15 protein-coding genes are annotated in these 15,665 nt (G+C 40.9%); 5 read left to right on the top strand and 10 right to left on the bottom strand.

Annotated features, from left to right (window positions below):
- Positions 1–27 precede the first annotated feature (27 nt).
- Genes NWP21_RS16370 through NWP21_RS16360 form a run of 3 tightly spaced genes read right to left on the bottom strand, consistent with a single transcriptional unit; the run spans position 28 to position 3,528 of the window.
- Positions 28–1,194, bottom strand: coding sequence for a hypothetical protein (locus NWP21_RS16370; RefSeq protein ID WP_280793491.1), 1,167 nt, complete (start codon positions 1,192–1,194; stop codon positions 28–30).
- Positions 1,191–2,441 carry a vWA domain-containing protein gene (locus NWP21_RS16365; RefSeq protein WP_280793490.1) on the bottom strand — a complete coding sequence of 417 codons (1,251 nt, stop codon included), beginning with the start codon at positions 2,439–2,441 and terminating at the stop codon, positions 1,191–1,193. Before NWP21_RS16365 ends, NWP21_RS16370 begins: the two co-directional genes overlap by 4 nt.
- Positions 2,425–3,528: a hypothetical protein gene (locus tag NWP21_RS16360; protein ID WP_280793489.1), complete on the bottom strand. Its 1,104-nt coding sequence runs from the start codon at positions 3,526–3,528 to the stop codon at positions 2,425–2,427. Before NWP21_RS16360 ends, NWP21_RS16365 begins: the two co-directional genes overlap by 17 nt.
- Before the next feature lie 411 nt (positions 3,529–3,939).
- Here NWP21_RS16360 and NWP21_RS16355 point away from each other — a divergent pair, with 411 nt between their 5' ends.
- Positions 3,940–4,317 (top strand): ATP-binding protein, encoded by a 378-nt coding sequence (locus NWP21_RS16355; protein WP_280793488.1) that lies wholly within the window; start codon positions 3,940–3,942, stop codon positions 4,315–4,317.
- A 256-nt stretch (positions 4,318–4,573) separates the two neighbouring features.
- On the opposite strand, the gene NWP21_RS16350 is transcribed toward NWP21_RS16355, so the two are convergent.
- The 4 genes from NWP21_RS16350 to NWP21_RS16335 all read right to left on the bottom strand — a co-directional run bounded on the left by NWP21_RS16350 (position 4,574) and on the right by NWP21_RS16335 (position 6,427).
- Positions 4,574–5,146: a Uma2 family endonuclease gene (locus tag NWP21_RS16350; protein ID WP_280793487.1), complete on the bottom strand. Its 573-nt coding sequence runs from the start codon at positions 5,144–5,146 to the stop codon at positions 4,574–4,576.
- Between the two features lie 501 nt (positions 5,147–5,647).
- Complete coding sequence (locus NWP21_RS16345; protein WP_280793486.1) at positions 5,648–5,908, bottom strand: Txe/YoeB family addiction module toxin; 261 nt, start codon at positions 5,906–5,908, stop codon at positions 5,648–5,650.
- Positions 5,901–6,155 carry a type II toxin-antitoxin system prevent-host-death family antitoxin gene (locus tag NWP21_RS16340; protein WP_280793485.1) on the bottom strand — a complete coding sequence of 85 codons (255 nt, stop codon included), beginning with the start codon at positions 6,153–6,155 and terminating at the stop codon, positions 5,901–5,903. Before NWP21_RS16340 ends, NWP21_RS16345 begins: the two co-directional genes overlap by 8 nt.
- 92 nt (positions 6,156–6,247) lie before the next feature.
- The gene (locus NWP21_RS16335) at positions 6,248–6,427 is read right to left on the bottom strand and encodes a hypothetical protein (protein WP_280793484.1); all 180 of its coding nucleotides are present in this window, start codon (positions 6,425–6,427) and stop codon (positions 6,248–6,250) included.
- 47 nt (positions 6,428–6,474) lie between these two features.
- Between NWP21_RS16335 and NWP21_RS16330 the strand changes: the two genes are divergently transcribed.
- Both NWP21_RS16330 and NWP21_RS16325 read left to right on the top strand, forming a co-directional pair.
- Positions 6,475–6,744: a XamI family restriction endonuclease gene (locus tag NWP21_RS16330; protein ID WP_280793483.1), complete on the top strand. Its 270-nt coding sequence runs from the start codon at positions 6,475–6,477 to the stop codon at positions 6,742–6,744.
- Between the two features lie 60 nt (positions 6,745–6,804).
- Complete coding sequence (locus tag NWP21_RS16325; RefSeq protein WP_280793482.1) at positions 6,805–8,337, top strand: N-6 DNA methylase; 1,533 nt, start codon at positions 6,805–6,807, stop codon at positions 8,335–8,337.
- Between the two features lie 463 nt (positions 8,338–8,800).
- Here the strand turns inward: NWP21_RS16325 and NWP21_RS16320 are convergent, their stop codons facing one another.
- The gene (locus NWP21_RS16320) at positions 8,801–10,762 is read right to left on the bottom strand and encodes a hypothetical protein (RefSeq protein WP_280793481.1); all 1,962 of its coding nucleotides are present in this window, start codon (positions 10,760–10,762) and stop codon (positions 8,801–8,803) included.
- 70 nt (positions 10,763–10,832) lie between these two features.
- Between NWP21_RS16320 and NWP21_RS16315 the strand changes: the two genes are divergently transcribed.
- On the top strand, positions 10,833–10,967 hold the full coding sequence (locus NWP21_RS16315) for a hypothetical protein (protein WP_280793480.1): 135 nt from the start codon (positions 10,833–10,835) through the stop codon (positions 10,965–10,967).
- Positions 10,964–11,308, top strand: a complete 345-nt coding sequence (locus tag NWP21_RS16310; RefSeq protein ID WP_280793479.1) for a DUF1016 N-terminal domain-containing protein — start codon at positions 10,964–10,966, stop codon at positions 11,306–11,308. The genes NWP21_RS16315 and NWP21_RS16310 overlap by 4 nt, the downstream gene beginning before the upstream one ends.
- On the opposite strand, the gene NWP21_RS16305 is transcribed toward NWP21_RS16310, so the two are convergent.
- Positions 11,294–13,447: a hypothetical protein gene (locus NWP21_RS16305; protein ID WP_280793478.1), complete on the bottom strand. Its 2,154-nt coding sequence runs from the start codon at positions 13,445–13,447 to the stop codon at positions 11,294–11,296. The genes NWP21_RS16310 and NWP21_RS16305 overlap by 15 nt on opposite strands.
- On the bottom strand, positions 13,444–15,663 hold the full coding sequence (locus tag NWP21_RS16300) for a hypothetical protein (RefSeq protein ID WP_280793477.1): 2,220 nt from the start codon (positions 15,661–15,663) through the stop codon (positions 13,444–13,446). The genes NWP21_RS16305 and NWP21_RS16300 overlap by 4 nt, the downstream gene beginning before the upstream one ends.
- Positions 15,664–15,665 lie beyond the last annotated feature (2 nt).

The raw sequence follows: 15,665 nt of genomic DNA, 5'->3' as shown, positions 1-15,665 counted from the left end.
ATAGTGATTGAAAGATGGTTTTGATAATTAGGGAGATGATTTACGGACAAATAACCAGCTGTTAGCCTCATCACTCCACATCAGAGAAATTCTGGTTTTCTTATCTTCCGCAACTCTACCATTATTCATTTCATACCATAGTTGAGCATCAACTACAGCGCGATCGCTATTTTGACTAATTAGCTCCACATTACCAATTCTGATTTCTGCTACACTATCCCACCACTCTTGATATTTAGAAAAATCTCCCGATATACCTTTAAACTGGGGAGATAACCTAGTCCATGTTTGATCATATTGACGGTTATTCAGTGCTGTATAGTGGTTTCTGACAAAATCATCAGCTGGTGGCCGTGATGGGGAACTAACCGACTGAGATACTAAAGCGGGGTTTGAAGGTACTGGGATGGGTATAGACTTACGTGTTTCAGTGGTTGGGGTATCGTTGACAGTAGTTTGGTCCGTGGTTGAACTACTAGCAGTGTCTACAGTTGTCGGTTCTGGTGTTTCAGCGCTGGGAGTATCGTTGACAGTGGTTTGGTCCGTGGTTGAACTACTAGCAGTGTCTACAGTTGTAGGTTCTGGTGTTTCAGTGGTTGGGGTATCGTTGACAGTGGTTTGGTTAGTGGTTGGGGAACTCCTAGCAGTTTTTACAGGTCTAGGTCTTCGTGTTTTAGTCCTCCTGGGAGTATTTTTGACGGTAGTTTGGTTAGTGGTTGGGGAATTACTAGCAGTATTTACAGTTGTCGGTTCTGGTGTGGGAGTCTCTGGAATATCTTCCACAACAGGACTGGTTAAAGACATTCCTAAACCAAATGCTCTATCATTTTGGGGTGAGGAAACCTGAAGAATATATTTTCCCCTGGTCGGTAATTCCCCACTGGTAATGATTTGATTATCTGGGGTATAAACCACAATACAAATATCATCATTAGTATTGTAGGTGAATGTTTGACCTGGTTGTGCATCAAACCTATAACCCACAGCTTCCGTAGCAGTCACACGACCAGATTTAACTAACATCTGTTCATCTAGTACAACTTCGGTGATATTTTGTTGATTCAGGTTAACTTTAGATGTCTGTGAACAATCGGAGGGTGAGGTAACAGGTGCGATCGCCGAGCGAGAATTGAATAGGGGTTGACTACAGCCGTAACTCATTAATAATATCAGGCTTAAGGTGAGTTTATTCATGTCTCTAAAGCCTGCTCTTTTAAATACTTACCCCAAAAGTAAAATGGTACCACACCAGCCACACCAATCCCCCCCAATGTCAGTATAAATATAGTTAGGCGCACTACTCCAGGGAGCGATCGCCCAAATACAGTGATTCTGTAATCTTTAGTATCAGACTCCGCTGGTTTTTCACTTCCGGGGACATTCACCACCACTTGGACTTGATGCTTTTTCCCCCGTTCTGCATTTGGTTGGGTGTAGGTAATTTCATATTCACCTAATAAAGCATTGAGAAATAGTTGTAAGTTTTCAGCGATACTTGTAGCGTTTCCCGAAAATTCCGCAATTCCCCCCGTTAAATCAGCAATTTCCTTTAACCGTTGTTGGTCTACAAACTCATCTTCTGGAACCTTACCCGCACCAGTCCCAATATCAGCACGGGTCGCAGCTCTACCCAGGTTATATTTCTTACCCAACTCTGCGGGAGTCAAACCATAACCCAAAGTATGGACATTAATATGACTATGGCGGTTAAACAAACCCTTTAAAGCATCAAAATCTTGTTGTTCATTCCCCTGGTTGTGAAACCCATCCGATAACAGAATAATTGATAATCTCGGTTGTGGTTGATTAAACTTTTGCGAAATCTCAAAACGCGGGTCTTTCTCATTTCCCAAAAACTTCACCGCCTCCTTAATCGGTTCATAAAGGTTAGTAGCAGCGCAGGGTTTGACCGTTCCTAAATAGTCTAGATAGTTTTTTAGTTGAATATGACTTGCTGGGTAAAACTTATCCAAGGTTGTAGGATTCACAGGTAAATCTTGACACTTACTCCCACCCACCCCAAAGGGAACAATAGATATTTGTGTATTACCCCCCCGTTGACTAGACCTATCCACAAACTGACCCACAGCACTAATTGCACCAGCAAACCTAGTTTTACCAGTACTGTCTAACCGGTTCATACTCCCACTGTAATCTAACAGCACAACTACCCAAGCTGGAGGGGGTGAACTTTCTTCTGGACTTTTCCAGTCTCTGGGGAGAAAATTAAATTCTTTGTTGTCTACAAGTAACTTAAAATTATTCTCCTGTAGACCCATAATTGGCCGCCTATTTTCTGCGTTAGTTACCTGAACGCGAACAGTAACCCGGTCATCGTTAACTTGAGGATTACCAACAATTTCCGCTTGATTTTGCTCTCCCCAACTGGGAGCAGCTAAGGAAGCTACCACCAACACCGACAAACTAAGCTTGTGGGTCAAGGAACCGATTATAGTAGACAAAACGATAAAATTTTTCTTCATGTTGGCCATCTATTTTGACTGTGTGAAAAGTCAAAACGTGATTATGCTTTAAAGGTATTTGTTTTGAGGAATCTAACCGGGAACCGTTAACTTCTATGTAATTGTGAAACTGTTTCTGAGGAACTAAAACCACCTCACGCTGTTTCACTATTAAATCTGCCACGTGTGGAGCTACTCCAGGCAGATAAATATGTGCTTTATCTTCCCCAGAGCCAATGGTTACCTTACCATTGCTGGGTAGTTGAATTGATAAACCTTCTTCAATATTCTCAACTTCACCGTCGCTGACAAATCTTAATAGAGATTTATCTATATATGCTGATGTTTTTTGCGAATTTTCTAATACTAGTTCACCATCCTCATCATGACTATACTCATCTTTTTTAAACCCCGTATACTCAAAACCTGTACCAGCCCTTAAAGCCGCCATATAGCTCGGAGAATTAGTAATACTAAAAACTGTCCCCAGCACTAACCCCAGAACCGCAAAACCCAAAGGGTCTTCAACACTTCTAAATTCCGCCGTTACCGTTCCCGAAGCAGCACGGATGACCTCAAAAAGCGCCGCCGCCAATAAACTGGCCGCCATCGCCCCAACACAGCTAGTATTTAAGCGTTTGCGGAACCGTTTCGGGTCCCCCGCTTCCATACTGTGCCAACGCCAGCTTAAACCCTCAGCAATACCCACCGCAGCACCAATTACCAACCATCCCAAAGTTCTCACAAAAGCACTGGGAACCCCCAGCACCGGTAAAAACAGAACCTGGGAAATTACACCACCAATCAACCCGGCTAAACCACCCAAACCCAGAGCAATTAATAAAGGTCTCTTGACAATGCGAAAGTTGAGTTTATACCTGGTGGGGTTGCTGATAAATATTTCATTCATCACCATACCCGCAGCCAAAGATATAGCTACACAGGGAAATAACACAATTTCGGGAAACTGTCTTAATATCCCCAAGTCGGTGAGGAAGAATTGACCCAAATTCCAGCCAATTAAAGCTGATGTGAGTCCAGCCAAAATGTACAGGTAGATTCTCACTTTATCTTACACTCCCATAGGGGTAAATTTTTATGTGTACGGACACTTTCTGATTAAGTACTAAACACAGGGAACACCAAAATCAAGTTCCCTCCCCTTACAAGGGGAGGGTTAGGGTGGGGTGAAACAATTTTGATCCGCTAATCATCAGATTTCAAACCTCATCTTCACCCCAATTTAGTATAAAAGTGTATGTAATAGTGCATAAAATACCCCCGACTCCTTAGAGAAGTCCTGTATCTAAACTGGTGAGGCGACTGTGTTAAGTTGACTGGGTGGTATACTATGTAAATCTTGGTACATTGCTGCAAGCAGATCGCACTTAGGACTTACCCAACTGGTACAGGCGATCCCCTACACTGCTACCCGTTCCTTTTCCCAATTCTTGATCCTTCTATAAATTACAGCAGCATGATTACCCTTGAAACCCTTGAAAAATGGCTAAATACACCAGCAGAAACAGAGAATCTTGAATTTAAAGAAGCCAAAAACCAATTTGATTCAACTAAACTTCTGAGATATTGTGTAGCACTGGCAAATGAAAAAGGTGGTTGTCTTGTTTTGGGCGTTACCAATAAACCACCCCGCCAAGTAGTAGGTACTCTGGCTTGGTTAACAGTCGATCGTTTAAATGAGATTAAAGCATCTATAGTTCAAAAGCTCAGATTTCGGGTAGACGTTACAGAATTACAGCATCCTGATGGAAGAGTGCTGGTTTTTGAAGTACCAACCCGTCCCGTTGGACAACCATTAGCATTTGATGGGGCTAATCAAAGCAGATCAATCTGAAACCAATTCTACGCGCTATGCCAGATATCTGCCTTTTTGGGCGTAGATAGTGTTTTAGAGCAAATCGAGATTAGTAACTCTCAAATCCTGAAACCCTTACAAAATCAACAAAAAAGTGTTTTAGAGCAAATCGAGATCAGCGAAATATGAACGAAGCCCAAACCCGCGCCGAATTAATTGACCCCGCCTTAACTGCTGCTGGTTGGGGAGTAGTTGAACATAGTCGCATCCGTAGAGAAGTCATCGCCCCTGGTCGTTAATTTTCTTCCTCTTGATCAAAAACCGGGGGCCATAATTCAGCAATCGGTAACTCCCAACCGGGAAACAGTTCTGGTATAGTTAGGGTGTCCCCCGTGGTAAAAATTATCGGCTGATTTTCCCCACGGTAAACAGTGACTGTGGCTGTATCAGGGTCAATTAAAATACCAACAACCGCCCCTAATTTAATTAAATTGAGGATCTTATCCACTAAGGGCTTGACTCTATCACTTTGGGATTTAATTTCTACTACTAAATCAGGGACAATTTCGCCAAAATAACGGGGGCTTTGACGCAGACGTGCAGCGCGCACAAAAGATACATCTGGGGCTGTGAGGTTGCTATCTGGTAAAATGAAACCCCCAGCAGAGTCAAATATCCTACCCCAGCGCCGGGGATTCACCCAAGCAAATAGAAACGCAATTAAACGGCTACTAATTTCACTAGAAACAATATCTGATGGACCCACAAGGGAGATTTTTCCGTTTTCTAATTCAACATCGTAATCTAAACCAGCTTGACTCAAGGCTGTTTGTACCTGTTCTACATCTTTGAGTGTCATTTTTGACATAAAAACCTGCTGTTGATGTGGAGTAAAATCAGCTAATCAGTCTAATTTTATTAATTTCCCATTTTTCATTTCATACCATATAGGACTCCTATTTGATTTTTGAACAAGACTCAGTACACATGGCAATTCTTCTTACCTCTTCCGGTGTTCCCTACTTAGACCAATCAATTCAGAAACAAAACCGGATTTCTATAGTTGAGCATCAACTACAGCGCGATCGCTATTTTGACTAATTAACTCCACATTACCAATTCTCAGAGGTTGTTTAATAAGTTGTCAGCCGTAATTTTCATCACATCTTTACCCCCTTTAATTGATTAAATCCAGTCCCCTCCCCTTACAAGCTATCCATTACCGGGATTTTTCTTAACATTCGTGAGAGCGATCGCCAACCCCCAAACCTTAATCCTCAGTTGATGATTCTCAATAAAATCAGGGTTTTATCAACAAGAATTAAGCATGAGAGTTTTCTTTATAAAAATGACTTAATTTATTGCTAAATTAATAATGATATCGGCAAGAAATAATAGTTACATAGACATCATCAACAGCATAAACTAAACGATTTATATCATCAATTCGCCGTGACCAAAATCCCGCTAAATTTTCCTTGAGAGGCTCCGGCTTACCAATACCCTCAAAAGGCATCTGCATCGTCTCCTCAATCAACTTATTGATTCTTATGAGAGTCTTTTTATCTTGCCCTTGCCAGTAAAGATAATTACCCCAAGCCTCATCAGTCCAAGCTAACATTCTACTCATTTAACAAATCTCGCTGTACCACCTTCCCCCGCTTAAATTGAGTAATAGAACGTTCTAAATGGGCTGCATTTGCCGGAGACTTCAATAAATACACAGTCTCCATGAGACTATTAAAAAACTCCAGGGACATCACCACCGCATCATCAGCATCCCGTCTGGTGATAATTGTATAGTCAGCATCTTCTGTCACCTGGTCTAAAACCGTTTTTAGACTATTTCTAGCCTCGCTAAAAGAGATAATTTTCATTTGGGGAGAACCTGTACTGTTTATTGTACAAGTATAGCCGGTTTGGGCAAATTGTACAATCCCCAGACTAACCAGCGTAGTCGAAGGGAACATCAAGGGCGATCGCCGTTCCCATCACCGTAGTCGAAGGGAACATCAAGGGGAACGATCGCCGTTCCCATCAGCGTAGTCGAAGGGAACATCAAGGGGCGATCGCCGTTCCCATCAGCGTAGTCGAAGGGAACATCAAGGGGAACGATCGCCGTTCCCACCAGCGTAGTCGAAGGGAACATCAGGGGGAGGAAGTGAGGTTGACAAAAGTGAATTAGTAGATTTTCTAATGGCTGTCTGGGTCAAATGGCAACAAGATGAAAATATAGATTTACTAATTGATGAATTTACGCCTGGAGATTTTACCAACCCCAACAAGCGACGCAAAGAAGAAGCCATTAAAGTTGCTCAACTCAGGAGCAACTACGGTAATACAGTCCGTTTTGTTCTATTTCTTTGTGGTTATTTTGACAGCGGCTATTTAGGCTATGAAGCAGCCGAAGGAATTGACTGGTTATGGGAACATCGCATTGATGACCTAGCATTATTTGGCGTTTGACTTTCCCTCTGGCTGAAGCTGTATCGCTTCAAACATCCTCTGACGTGAAACGAGTTTTTTATGAATGTAACTACAACTACTGAGCAAGCACGGGTGTTCCGTCAATTACAACTAGATGCAGTCAAAACCCAAGCCGAACGCAATAAATTGGGACAATTTGCCACACCCACAGATTTGGCATTCGACATTGTGCAATATGCAAAAGAGTTATTAACACCACATTCCCAAATCCGGTTTCTTGACCCCGCTTTTGGTACAGGTGCTTTTTATTCCGCATTATTACAGCTATTTTCACCCATACAAGTAAAAGAAGCTGTAGGTTATGAAATTGATTCACACTACGGTTTGGAGGCAATTTCATTTTGGCGCGACACACCACTACAATTACATTTAGCTGACTTTACCCAAGCTATACCACCTAGCTGTGATGATAAAAAAGCTAACTTACTCATTTGTAATCCTCCTTATGTACGACATCATCATTTAAGCCGAATTGAAAAGCAGCGATTACAAAATCAAACTTTTCAGATCACAGGAATAAAACTCAGTCAGTTAGCTAGTCTTTACTGCTATTTCTTGTGCATGGCTGATGCTTGGATGGCGGATAATTGTATTGCTGGGTGGCTCATTCCTAGTGGATTTATGGACGTAAATTATGCACAACAAATTAGGGAGTATCTGTTAAGCAGTGTTACCTTGTTGCGTGTTCATTTGTTTCATCCAAATAATGTCCAGTTTGCAGATGCTTTAGTTACCAGTGCAGTTGTTTGGTTCAAGAAGACTGTACCACCAGCAAACCATCATATTCAATTTAGCTATGGTAAAAGTTTAGCAACACCCAACAAAAGCAAATTGGTGTCTGTAGAGACGCTCCGCTTAACAGCCAAATGGACAAAGATTGGATTTACCCCAAATAATACTCAGTCTAATTTAAAGCAACTTCAGTTAAAAGATTTATTTACTATTAAACGTGGTTTAGCAACAGGGGCTAACAATTTCTTTGTGCTTACAAAAGAACAAGTAATAGCATATCAACTGCCGATTGAATTCTTAAAACCTATTCTGCCCAGTCCCCGTTATTTATTAGTTGATGAAATTGAAGCTAATATAAAAGGTAATCCTATTTTGACACAGCAACTATTTTTGCTGGACTGTGCATTGCCTATATCTGAGGTGCAAGCCAACTATCCAATCCTGTGGCAATATTTGCAGATGGGAGTAGACAATGGAATTAGCGATCGCTATTTGTGCAGACATCGTTCTCCCTGGTATTCCCAGGAGAATCGTCCACCCTCCCCATTCCTCTGTACCTATATGGGTCGTCAAGATACCAAAAGAGGTAGACCCTTCCGCTTTATTCTCAATCACTCCCAAGCAACAGCTACTAACGTTTACTTGATGTTGTATCCCCTCCCTGTTTTGGCTCAAGCATTTTCACAAAATTCCGAATTACTTAAGCAGGTATGGCAGGCTTTAAATGGGATTTCTGATCAAATGCTCATGGGTGAAGGTCGGGTGTATGGAGGTGGACTATATAAACTGGAACCAAAAGAATTGGGTAATGCTATTGTTTCAATTCCAATATTGTTTTAAGGTGAAACAAAACCAGAAAAATTGCTGCTTTGGAAGCTATTGCAACAGATTCTTAGACAGTTCCACCCTAGGGTTTAGCCCCTACCGCTGCAAGCAGATCAACTCGGGGATAACGTCCACCTAAATCAATGCTCCTATAATACACAACCGCATTAATAACTGGAGCGGTTTCGACTTCCCTCAACCACCGAGATCAGTTCCCACCAGCGTAGTCGAAGGGAACATCAAGGGCGATCGCCGTTCCCTGAGCGTAGTCGAAGGGAACATCAAGGACAATCTCCGTTCCCTAAGCGTAGTCGAAGGGAACATCAAGGACAATCGCCGTTCCCTAAGCGTAGTCGAAGGGAACATCAAGGGCGATCGCGATTTCGACTTCGCTCAACCACCGAGATCAGTTCCCATCAGCGTAGTCGAAGGGAACATCAAGGGCGATCGCGGTTTCGACTTCCCTCAACCACCAACATCAATCCCTTCCCTGAGCATCTTGTTTTAATCGGTTATATGTTGCGCCCCCATTATCTATAATGCCATTGGGTGTTAGGTTCTGATTATGTTGATATTTGTATATAGCTGTGACTAATTGAATTTTAGTTACTACTCTTTTTGTTTCATCTGTAGAGTCTATATCTGATAAACTCCAATCAGAGGGTAAGTTAAGAGCCTCTTGTAATACCTGGGTTTTTTCCTGCGGGTTAAATATTCTTAGTTCCGCCATGAGATTATTTAACGCCGTCATTGTTCTATTATTAAAGTTGGCATTTGCCAGCGCTGTTGTGATAATTAGACTAGTTAGATGTGTTGCTGATTGAGTGCTAGATTCTGAGTTATAATTAACAAAAATAGCGTTATATCCTCTTAACCAACCAAGTGTAATAAATGCTAATAACAACAAAACAGGTAATAAAATTTCATTCTTGATCTTAAACTTTACTAATCTGGTAATTGTGTCTACTGGGTTAATTTTTCTTTTAAAAGTTAAACCTAAAATAGTGAGTGAATATGGTTCATTGCTAGGGTTAGGACAAGCCCCTAAAAATACATTTTTAGAAACTATAGCATCACTTACCTGATAGAAGTAGGCAGATAAATCATATTCTTGTAGTAACTCGAATAATTGCGCCAAAGGCTTGTAGTAAGATAACTTGTAGGAATCATAAATAATAAATTGCCGACACATAATTAACTCTTGCCAAATCTTTTGAGGGAAATTCAAATTATCAAAGTGTTTGGCATCAGTATCTGATTGTTGATGAATTAATTCCAAATCATAGCGCACATCATTAATAAACCGATGACGAAAAACAGCCCAAGCACTACCTTTAAGCAGTAACCAATTTATAGACTCCGGGGAAATCTGCTTTTGGAGTAACTTAGGTAAAAGTAATTTAATTCCCTTGGTTAGTTGCTCTTGGGGAAAATAATCACCGATCGCACCTTGAAACTGTAAAGAAATATTGTGATATTCACTCGGCTGTTTACCAGGCTGAATATTTAACCACCCTAGAAACTCTGGTAAATTTTCTGGGATGACTATAGCACGCAGTGTCATTAGTCGCACTAAGGGAGGGCTATGGATTTTTTCAGTAATGGCGGTGGTTGCACCTTCAGCATCAAATAAGCTGTACCATTCTTCTAAAGTCAGTTGCTGATTTTCTAAGGTGTCAATAATCGTCTCTACAGCTGGGGGTTTGACTTGTGAGAAATTGATTAAGCTTTGCAGTGCGGCTTTAATGGCTTTTTTAGTCGATGCTTTATCAATAATCTCCCTTTCTAAATTCTCATAAGCTTGTGGGGAACCGGGTTGGATAATCTGAAAGCTGCGGGGTTTTTCCACTGCTTCTACATTAAACGCCCAGGAAATGGGCCGGGTTTTATCTAGATTATGTTTCCTAATGGCTAGGGTGTTGACAGTTGTTAAGTTATACTGGTGTGGTTCTAGTAATGTGGGTTTTGTAGGTACTAGTTCTATATAGTTGGCTGTGGGGTCATAGTCGGATGAAGGAGCCAAAGCTGGGTCAAAATATGCACATTCCCCTATGTATTTACCATCAAAGGGGTTAAATGTGGGTTTTCCCTGAGTTTCCCACCAAGCTATGAGACAGCGCAGGTTATTTGCTCCGGGGGTGAAAAAAAAACGATAGAAAGTGAATTTGTAGCCACCTTCACCCCTTGCTTGTGTGACCACAGCCATCACAACCCAGGAGTCTTCCCCTGTCCCCACCACTCGGCCAATAATGGCGGGTTGCTCGTCGGAAGCTCCTCCTATGGTGGCAAATTCTTGGTTAGCAATGGAACGCTCTATAACCGAGGGAATGGGGTCCAGGGTGGAGTTGATATATTTACCCATAACCCCTAAAGATACCCAAGCACCGTTAGGGTTTTTTTCTAGTTCAATACCTTTGCTAAATTCATACACTGAAATCATGGTTATTATGTATTTGTATTTACACCACTTGTCAAGTAAATAAAGCACACACATTAAGATTATAAATCTTGTGGGGTGGACATCTTCTCACAGGAGGGCGATCGCCGTTCCCATCACCGTAGTCGAAGGGAACATCAAGGGGCGATCGCGGTTTCGACTTCGCCCACCGACCACAGCATATAAAGGGGAGGAAACAGCAGCATGAATGATGATTTAACACAAACCAATGATCTGTTAGAAGACATTCGGCAATTAATTGACACAGCCAAACAACGCGCCGCCGTTGCCATCAATGCAGAAATAACCCTGTTATATTGGCAAGTTGGTAAACGCATACACACCGAAATTTTACAAGGTAAACGCGCTGAATATGGCAAACAAATTATTGTTTCTTTATCTCAGCAGCTAACTCAAACCTATGGTAAAGGTTGGGGTGAAAGACAACTGCGACATTGCCTCCAGTTTGCCGAGACATTTCCAAATATTGAGATTGTGAACACACTGTGTTCTAAATTGAGTTTGTCCCAAAACTTAAACGCCTTGTAGCCATTGATACCTTACCTGAACATCTTGTTTTAATCGGTTATATATTGCGCCCCCATTATCTATAATGCCATCGGGTGTTAGTCCTTTAATTTTTTTTTGATACTTATATATAGCTTCGACTAATTGAATTTTAGTTGCTGCTCTTTTGTTATCCTCTTGAGAGGTTATATCTGAGAAATTCCAATCTGAGCGTAAGTTGAGAACCTGTTGTAATACCTGGCTTTTTTCCTGATCGTCAGATATTTTTAGTTCTTTCATAAGATTATTTAACGCCGTTGTTGTTTTATTAAAGTTGGCATCTTCAAGCGCTTTTTTAATATTTGGTGGTAGAGTATTAATATTATTTGACTCGTCAGGTGTTGGTGGTGTTTTCTTAGCAACCGGTTTAGTTTTTTCTTCTGTAGTAACACGGTCATTTGCTTGTGTTGTAGTATCACTATTATTTAACTTAGCATCTGTTGTTTTTTGTGTATTACCCCGACCTTGTAACCATGTGATTTTTGGAAAATTTGGATAGAATTGATATAATGTAAAACCCAACAGGATCAAGATTAAAAAACAAAATATCAAAAAATCATTTATTGCATTTGCTGAATCTACTGATTTTTCAAGAATATTTTTTTTCTTATCAATTTTTATCCCCAATAAACTTATTTTTTTATCGGGATGGTTTTTCTTAACTTCTGAAAAGACGTTAACAGGAACCTGACCAACACTTACCTGATAAAAGTAGGCAGATAATTCATATTCTCTCAGTAACTCAAATAATTTTGCCAGAGGTTTGTAAGTAGGTACTATGTAGTAAGAGTCTGAATGAGAATGTAAAGAACTAATTAACTCTTGCCATATCTCCTGGGGAAAATTTAAACCCTCAGATTTTGATTGCTCAAAATTTGATTTTTGCCTAATTAATTCTAAATCATTGACAACATCATGAAGAAACTGAATACGACAAATATCCCATACCCTATCTTTAATAAATAACCAGTGTATGGACTCTGGGGAAATTTCCTCTTTGAGTAACTGCGGAATAAGTGATTTAATTCCCGCTGTTAATTTGTCTTTGTGGAAATACTGACGGATAGCACCTTGAAACTGTAAAGAGGTACTTTCAGCCTCACTGGGTTGTTTACCTGATTTGATATTTAACCATTTGAGAAACTCTGGTAAAGTCTCAGGGATGACTATGGCGCGCAGGGTCATAAGTCTCGCTAAGGGAGGGCTATAAATTTTTTCAGTGATGGCGGTGCTTGCGCCTTCAGCATCAAATAAGCTGTACCATTCTTCTAAAGTCAGTTGCTGATTTTCTAAGGTGTCAATAATCGTCTCTACAGCTGGGGGTTTGACTTGTGAGAAATTGATTAAGCTTTGTAGTGCGGCTTTAATAGCTTTTTTAGTCGATGCTTTATCAAGAGTCTTTTTTGGTGCTATGTCATCAGCGCTTGCGTCTGTAGGTGACGGGGGTAGTTTACTAATCTCCCTTTTTAAATTCTCATAAGCTCTTAAAAAAGCGGGTTGGATAATCTGAAAGCTGCGGGGTTTTTTCAGTGATTTTACGTTAAAAGCCCAGGAAATGGGCTGGGTGGGATCTAGATTATGTTTCTTAATGGCTAGGGTGTTGACAGTTGTTAAGTTATACTGCTGTGGTTGTAATAATGTGGGTTTTGTAGGTACTAGTTCTATATAGTTGGCTGTGGGGTCATAGTCAGATGAAGGAGCCGAGGCTGGGTCAAAATAGGCACATTCTCCTATATTCTTGCTATCCAAGGGGTTAAATGTCGGTCTTCCCTGACTTTCCCACCAAGCCATGAGATAGCGCAGGTTATTGGCTCCGGGGGTGAAGAAATAACGATATAAAGATAAACTGCGCCCTTTTTCATCCTTTGCTCGTGTAACTACAGCCATCACCGCCCAGGAGTCCTCCCCTGTCCCCACTACTCGCCCAATAATGGCGGTTTCTTTGCTAAAAGCCGCTATTATCAGGGCAAATTCTAGGTTAGCAATGGAACGCTCTACAACCAGGGGGATGGGGTCTAGGGTGCTGTTCATATATTTACCGGTAAATCCTACGGATACCCAACCACCGTTAGGGGTTCTTTCTACTTTAATTCCGGTGCTAAATTCGTGAATTGGAATCATTGGCCGCTGGGTAGATTTTTCCTTAATTGTTCTTGTATTTCCGGTTTTAATTGCTTATATGTTGCGCCCCCATTATCTATAATGCCATCGGCTGTTAGTCCTTCTTCACTTTTTTGATACTGATATATAGCTTCGACTAATTGGGTTTTAGTTGGGTTTCTTTTGTTATCATCTTTAGAGGTTATATCTGAGAAATTCCAATCTGAGGGTAAGCCAAGAGCCTGTTGTAATACCTGGCTTTTTTGCTCAGGGTCAGATATGTTTAGTTCTTTCATAAGATTATCTAACGCCTTCTTAGTTCTATTATTAAAGTTGGCATTTTTAAGCGCTTCTTCTTTAATATTTTCTGGTAGAGTATTAATATTATTTGACTCGTCAGGTGTTGGTAGTGTTGTGTTAGCACCCGGGTTAGTTTTTTGTTCTGTAGTAACAGGGTTATTTGCTTGTGTTGTAGGATTACTATTATTTAACTTAGCATCTGTTGTTTTTTGTGTATTACCCCGACCTTGTAACCATGGGATTTTTGGAAAATTTGGATAGAATTGATATAATGTAAAACCCAACAGGATCAAGATTAAAGCCACAGGTATCAAAAGTACAAGACGATCGCTTATCAAATCATTTATTGCATTTGCTGAATCTACTGATTTTTCAAGAATATTTTTTTTCTTATCAATTTTTATCCCCAATAAACTTATTTTTTTACCGTGATGGTTTTTCTTAACTTCTGAAAAGACGTTAACAGGAACCTGACCAACACTTACCTGATAAAAGTAGGCAGATAATTCATATTCTCTCAGTAACTCAAATAATTTTGCCAGAGGTCTGTAAGTAGGTACTATGTAGTAAGAGTCTGGACGAGAATGTAAAGAACTAATTAACTCTTGCCACATCTCCTGGGGAAAATTTAAACCCTCAGATTTTGATTGCTCAAAATTTGATTTTTGCCTAATTAATTCTAAATCATTGACAACATCATGAAGAAACTGAATACGACAAATATCCCATACCCTATCTTTAATAAATAACCACTGTATAGACTCTGGGGAAATTTCCTCTTTGAGTAACTGCGGAATAAGTAATTTAATTCCCGCTGTTAATTTCTCTTTAAAATCCGCGCTTAATTGTTCTTTAACAGATGTGTTTAACTTATCTGGAACATCCGCGCCTGATTTCTCCTTGGGGAAATACCCACGGATACCAGATTGAAACTGCAAAGAAATACTTTCAGCCTCACTGGGTTGTTTACCCGACTGGATATTTAACCACTTGAGAAACTCTGGTAAAGTCTCTGGGATGACTATGGCGCGCAGGGTGATGAGTCGGACTAAGGGAGGGCTATAGTTTCTTTGAGTAATGGCGGTACTTGCGCCTTGACCATCAAATAAAGCCGCCCAATATTGGGGGGTAATCTGTTTATTATTCAGTTCCTTGACAATAACTTGCACAGCATCGGCTTTAACTTGGGAATTGTTGATTAAAGCTCGAATGGCTGACTTCAGCGCCGCTTCATCTATAAATACTGCTGGTAATGACCGGGGTGGTTTACTAATCTCTCTTTCTAAGGTCTCATAGGCTCTGGGGGAAGCGGGTTGGATCACCTGAAAGCTGTGGGGTTTTTCCACTGCTTCTACATTAAAAGCCCAGGAAATAGGCTGGGTGGGATCTAGATTATGTTTCTTAATCGCCAGAGTGTGGATAGTTGTTAAGTTATACTGGTATGGTTCTAGTAATGTGGGTTTTGTAGGTACTAGTTCTATATAGTTGGCTGTGGGGTCATAGTCAGATGAAGGAGCCGAGGCTGGGTCAAAATAGGCATATGTCCCTATATATTTACCATCAAAGGGGTTAAATGTCGGTCTTCCCTGACTTTCCCACCAAGCTAAGAGATAGCGCAGGTTATTGGCTCCGGGAGTCAAGAAATAACGATATACAGATAAACTGCGCCGTTTTTCATCCCTAGCTCGTGTAACTACAGCTATCACCGCCCAGGAGTCCTCCCCAGTCCCCACTACTCGCCCAATAATGGCGGGTTGGTCTGTAGAAGCTCCTTCGGTGAGGGCAAATTCTTGGTTAGCAATGGAACGCTCTACAGGGTAGGGGATGGGTTCTAGGGTGCAGTTGATATATTTACCCAGAAATCCTAGGGATACCCAACCACCGTTAGGGGTTCTTTCTGCCTTAATACCAGTGCTAAATTCGTGAATTGGAATCATGA

Source organism: Anabaenopsis sp. FSS-46, assembly GCF_029891665.1.
GTDB classification, from domain to species: domain Bacteria; phylum Cyanobacteriota; class Cyanobacteriia; order Cyanobacteriales; family Nostocaceae; genus Anabaenopsis; species Anabaenopsis arnoldii.
The sequence above is the reverse complement of the archived record's forward strand: the minus strand, read 5'-3'. Positions and strand labels throughout refer to the sequence as shown.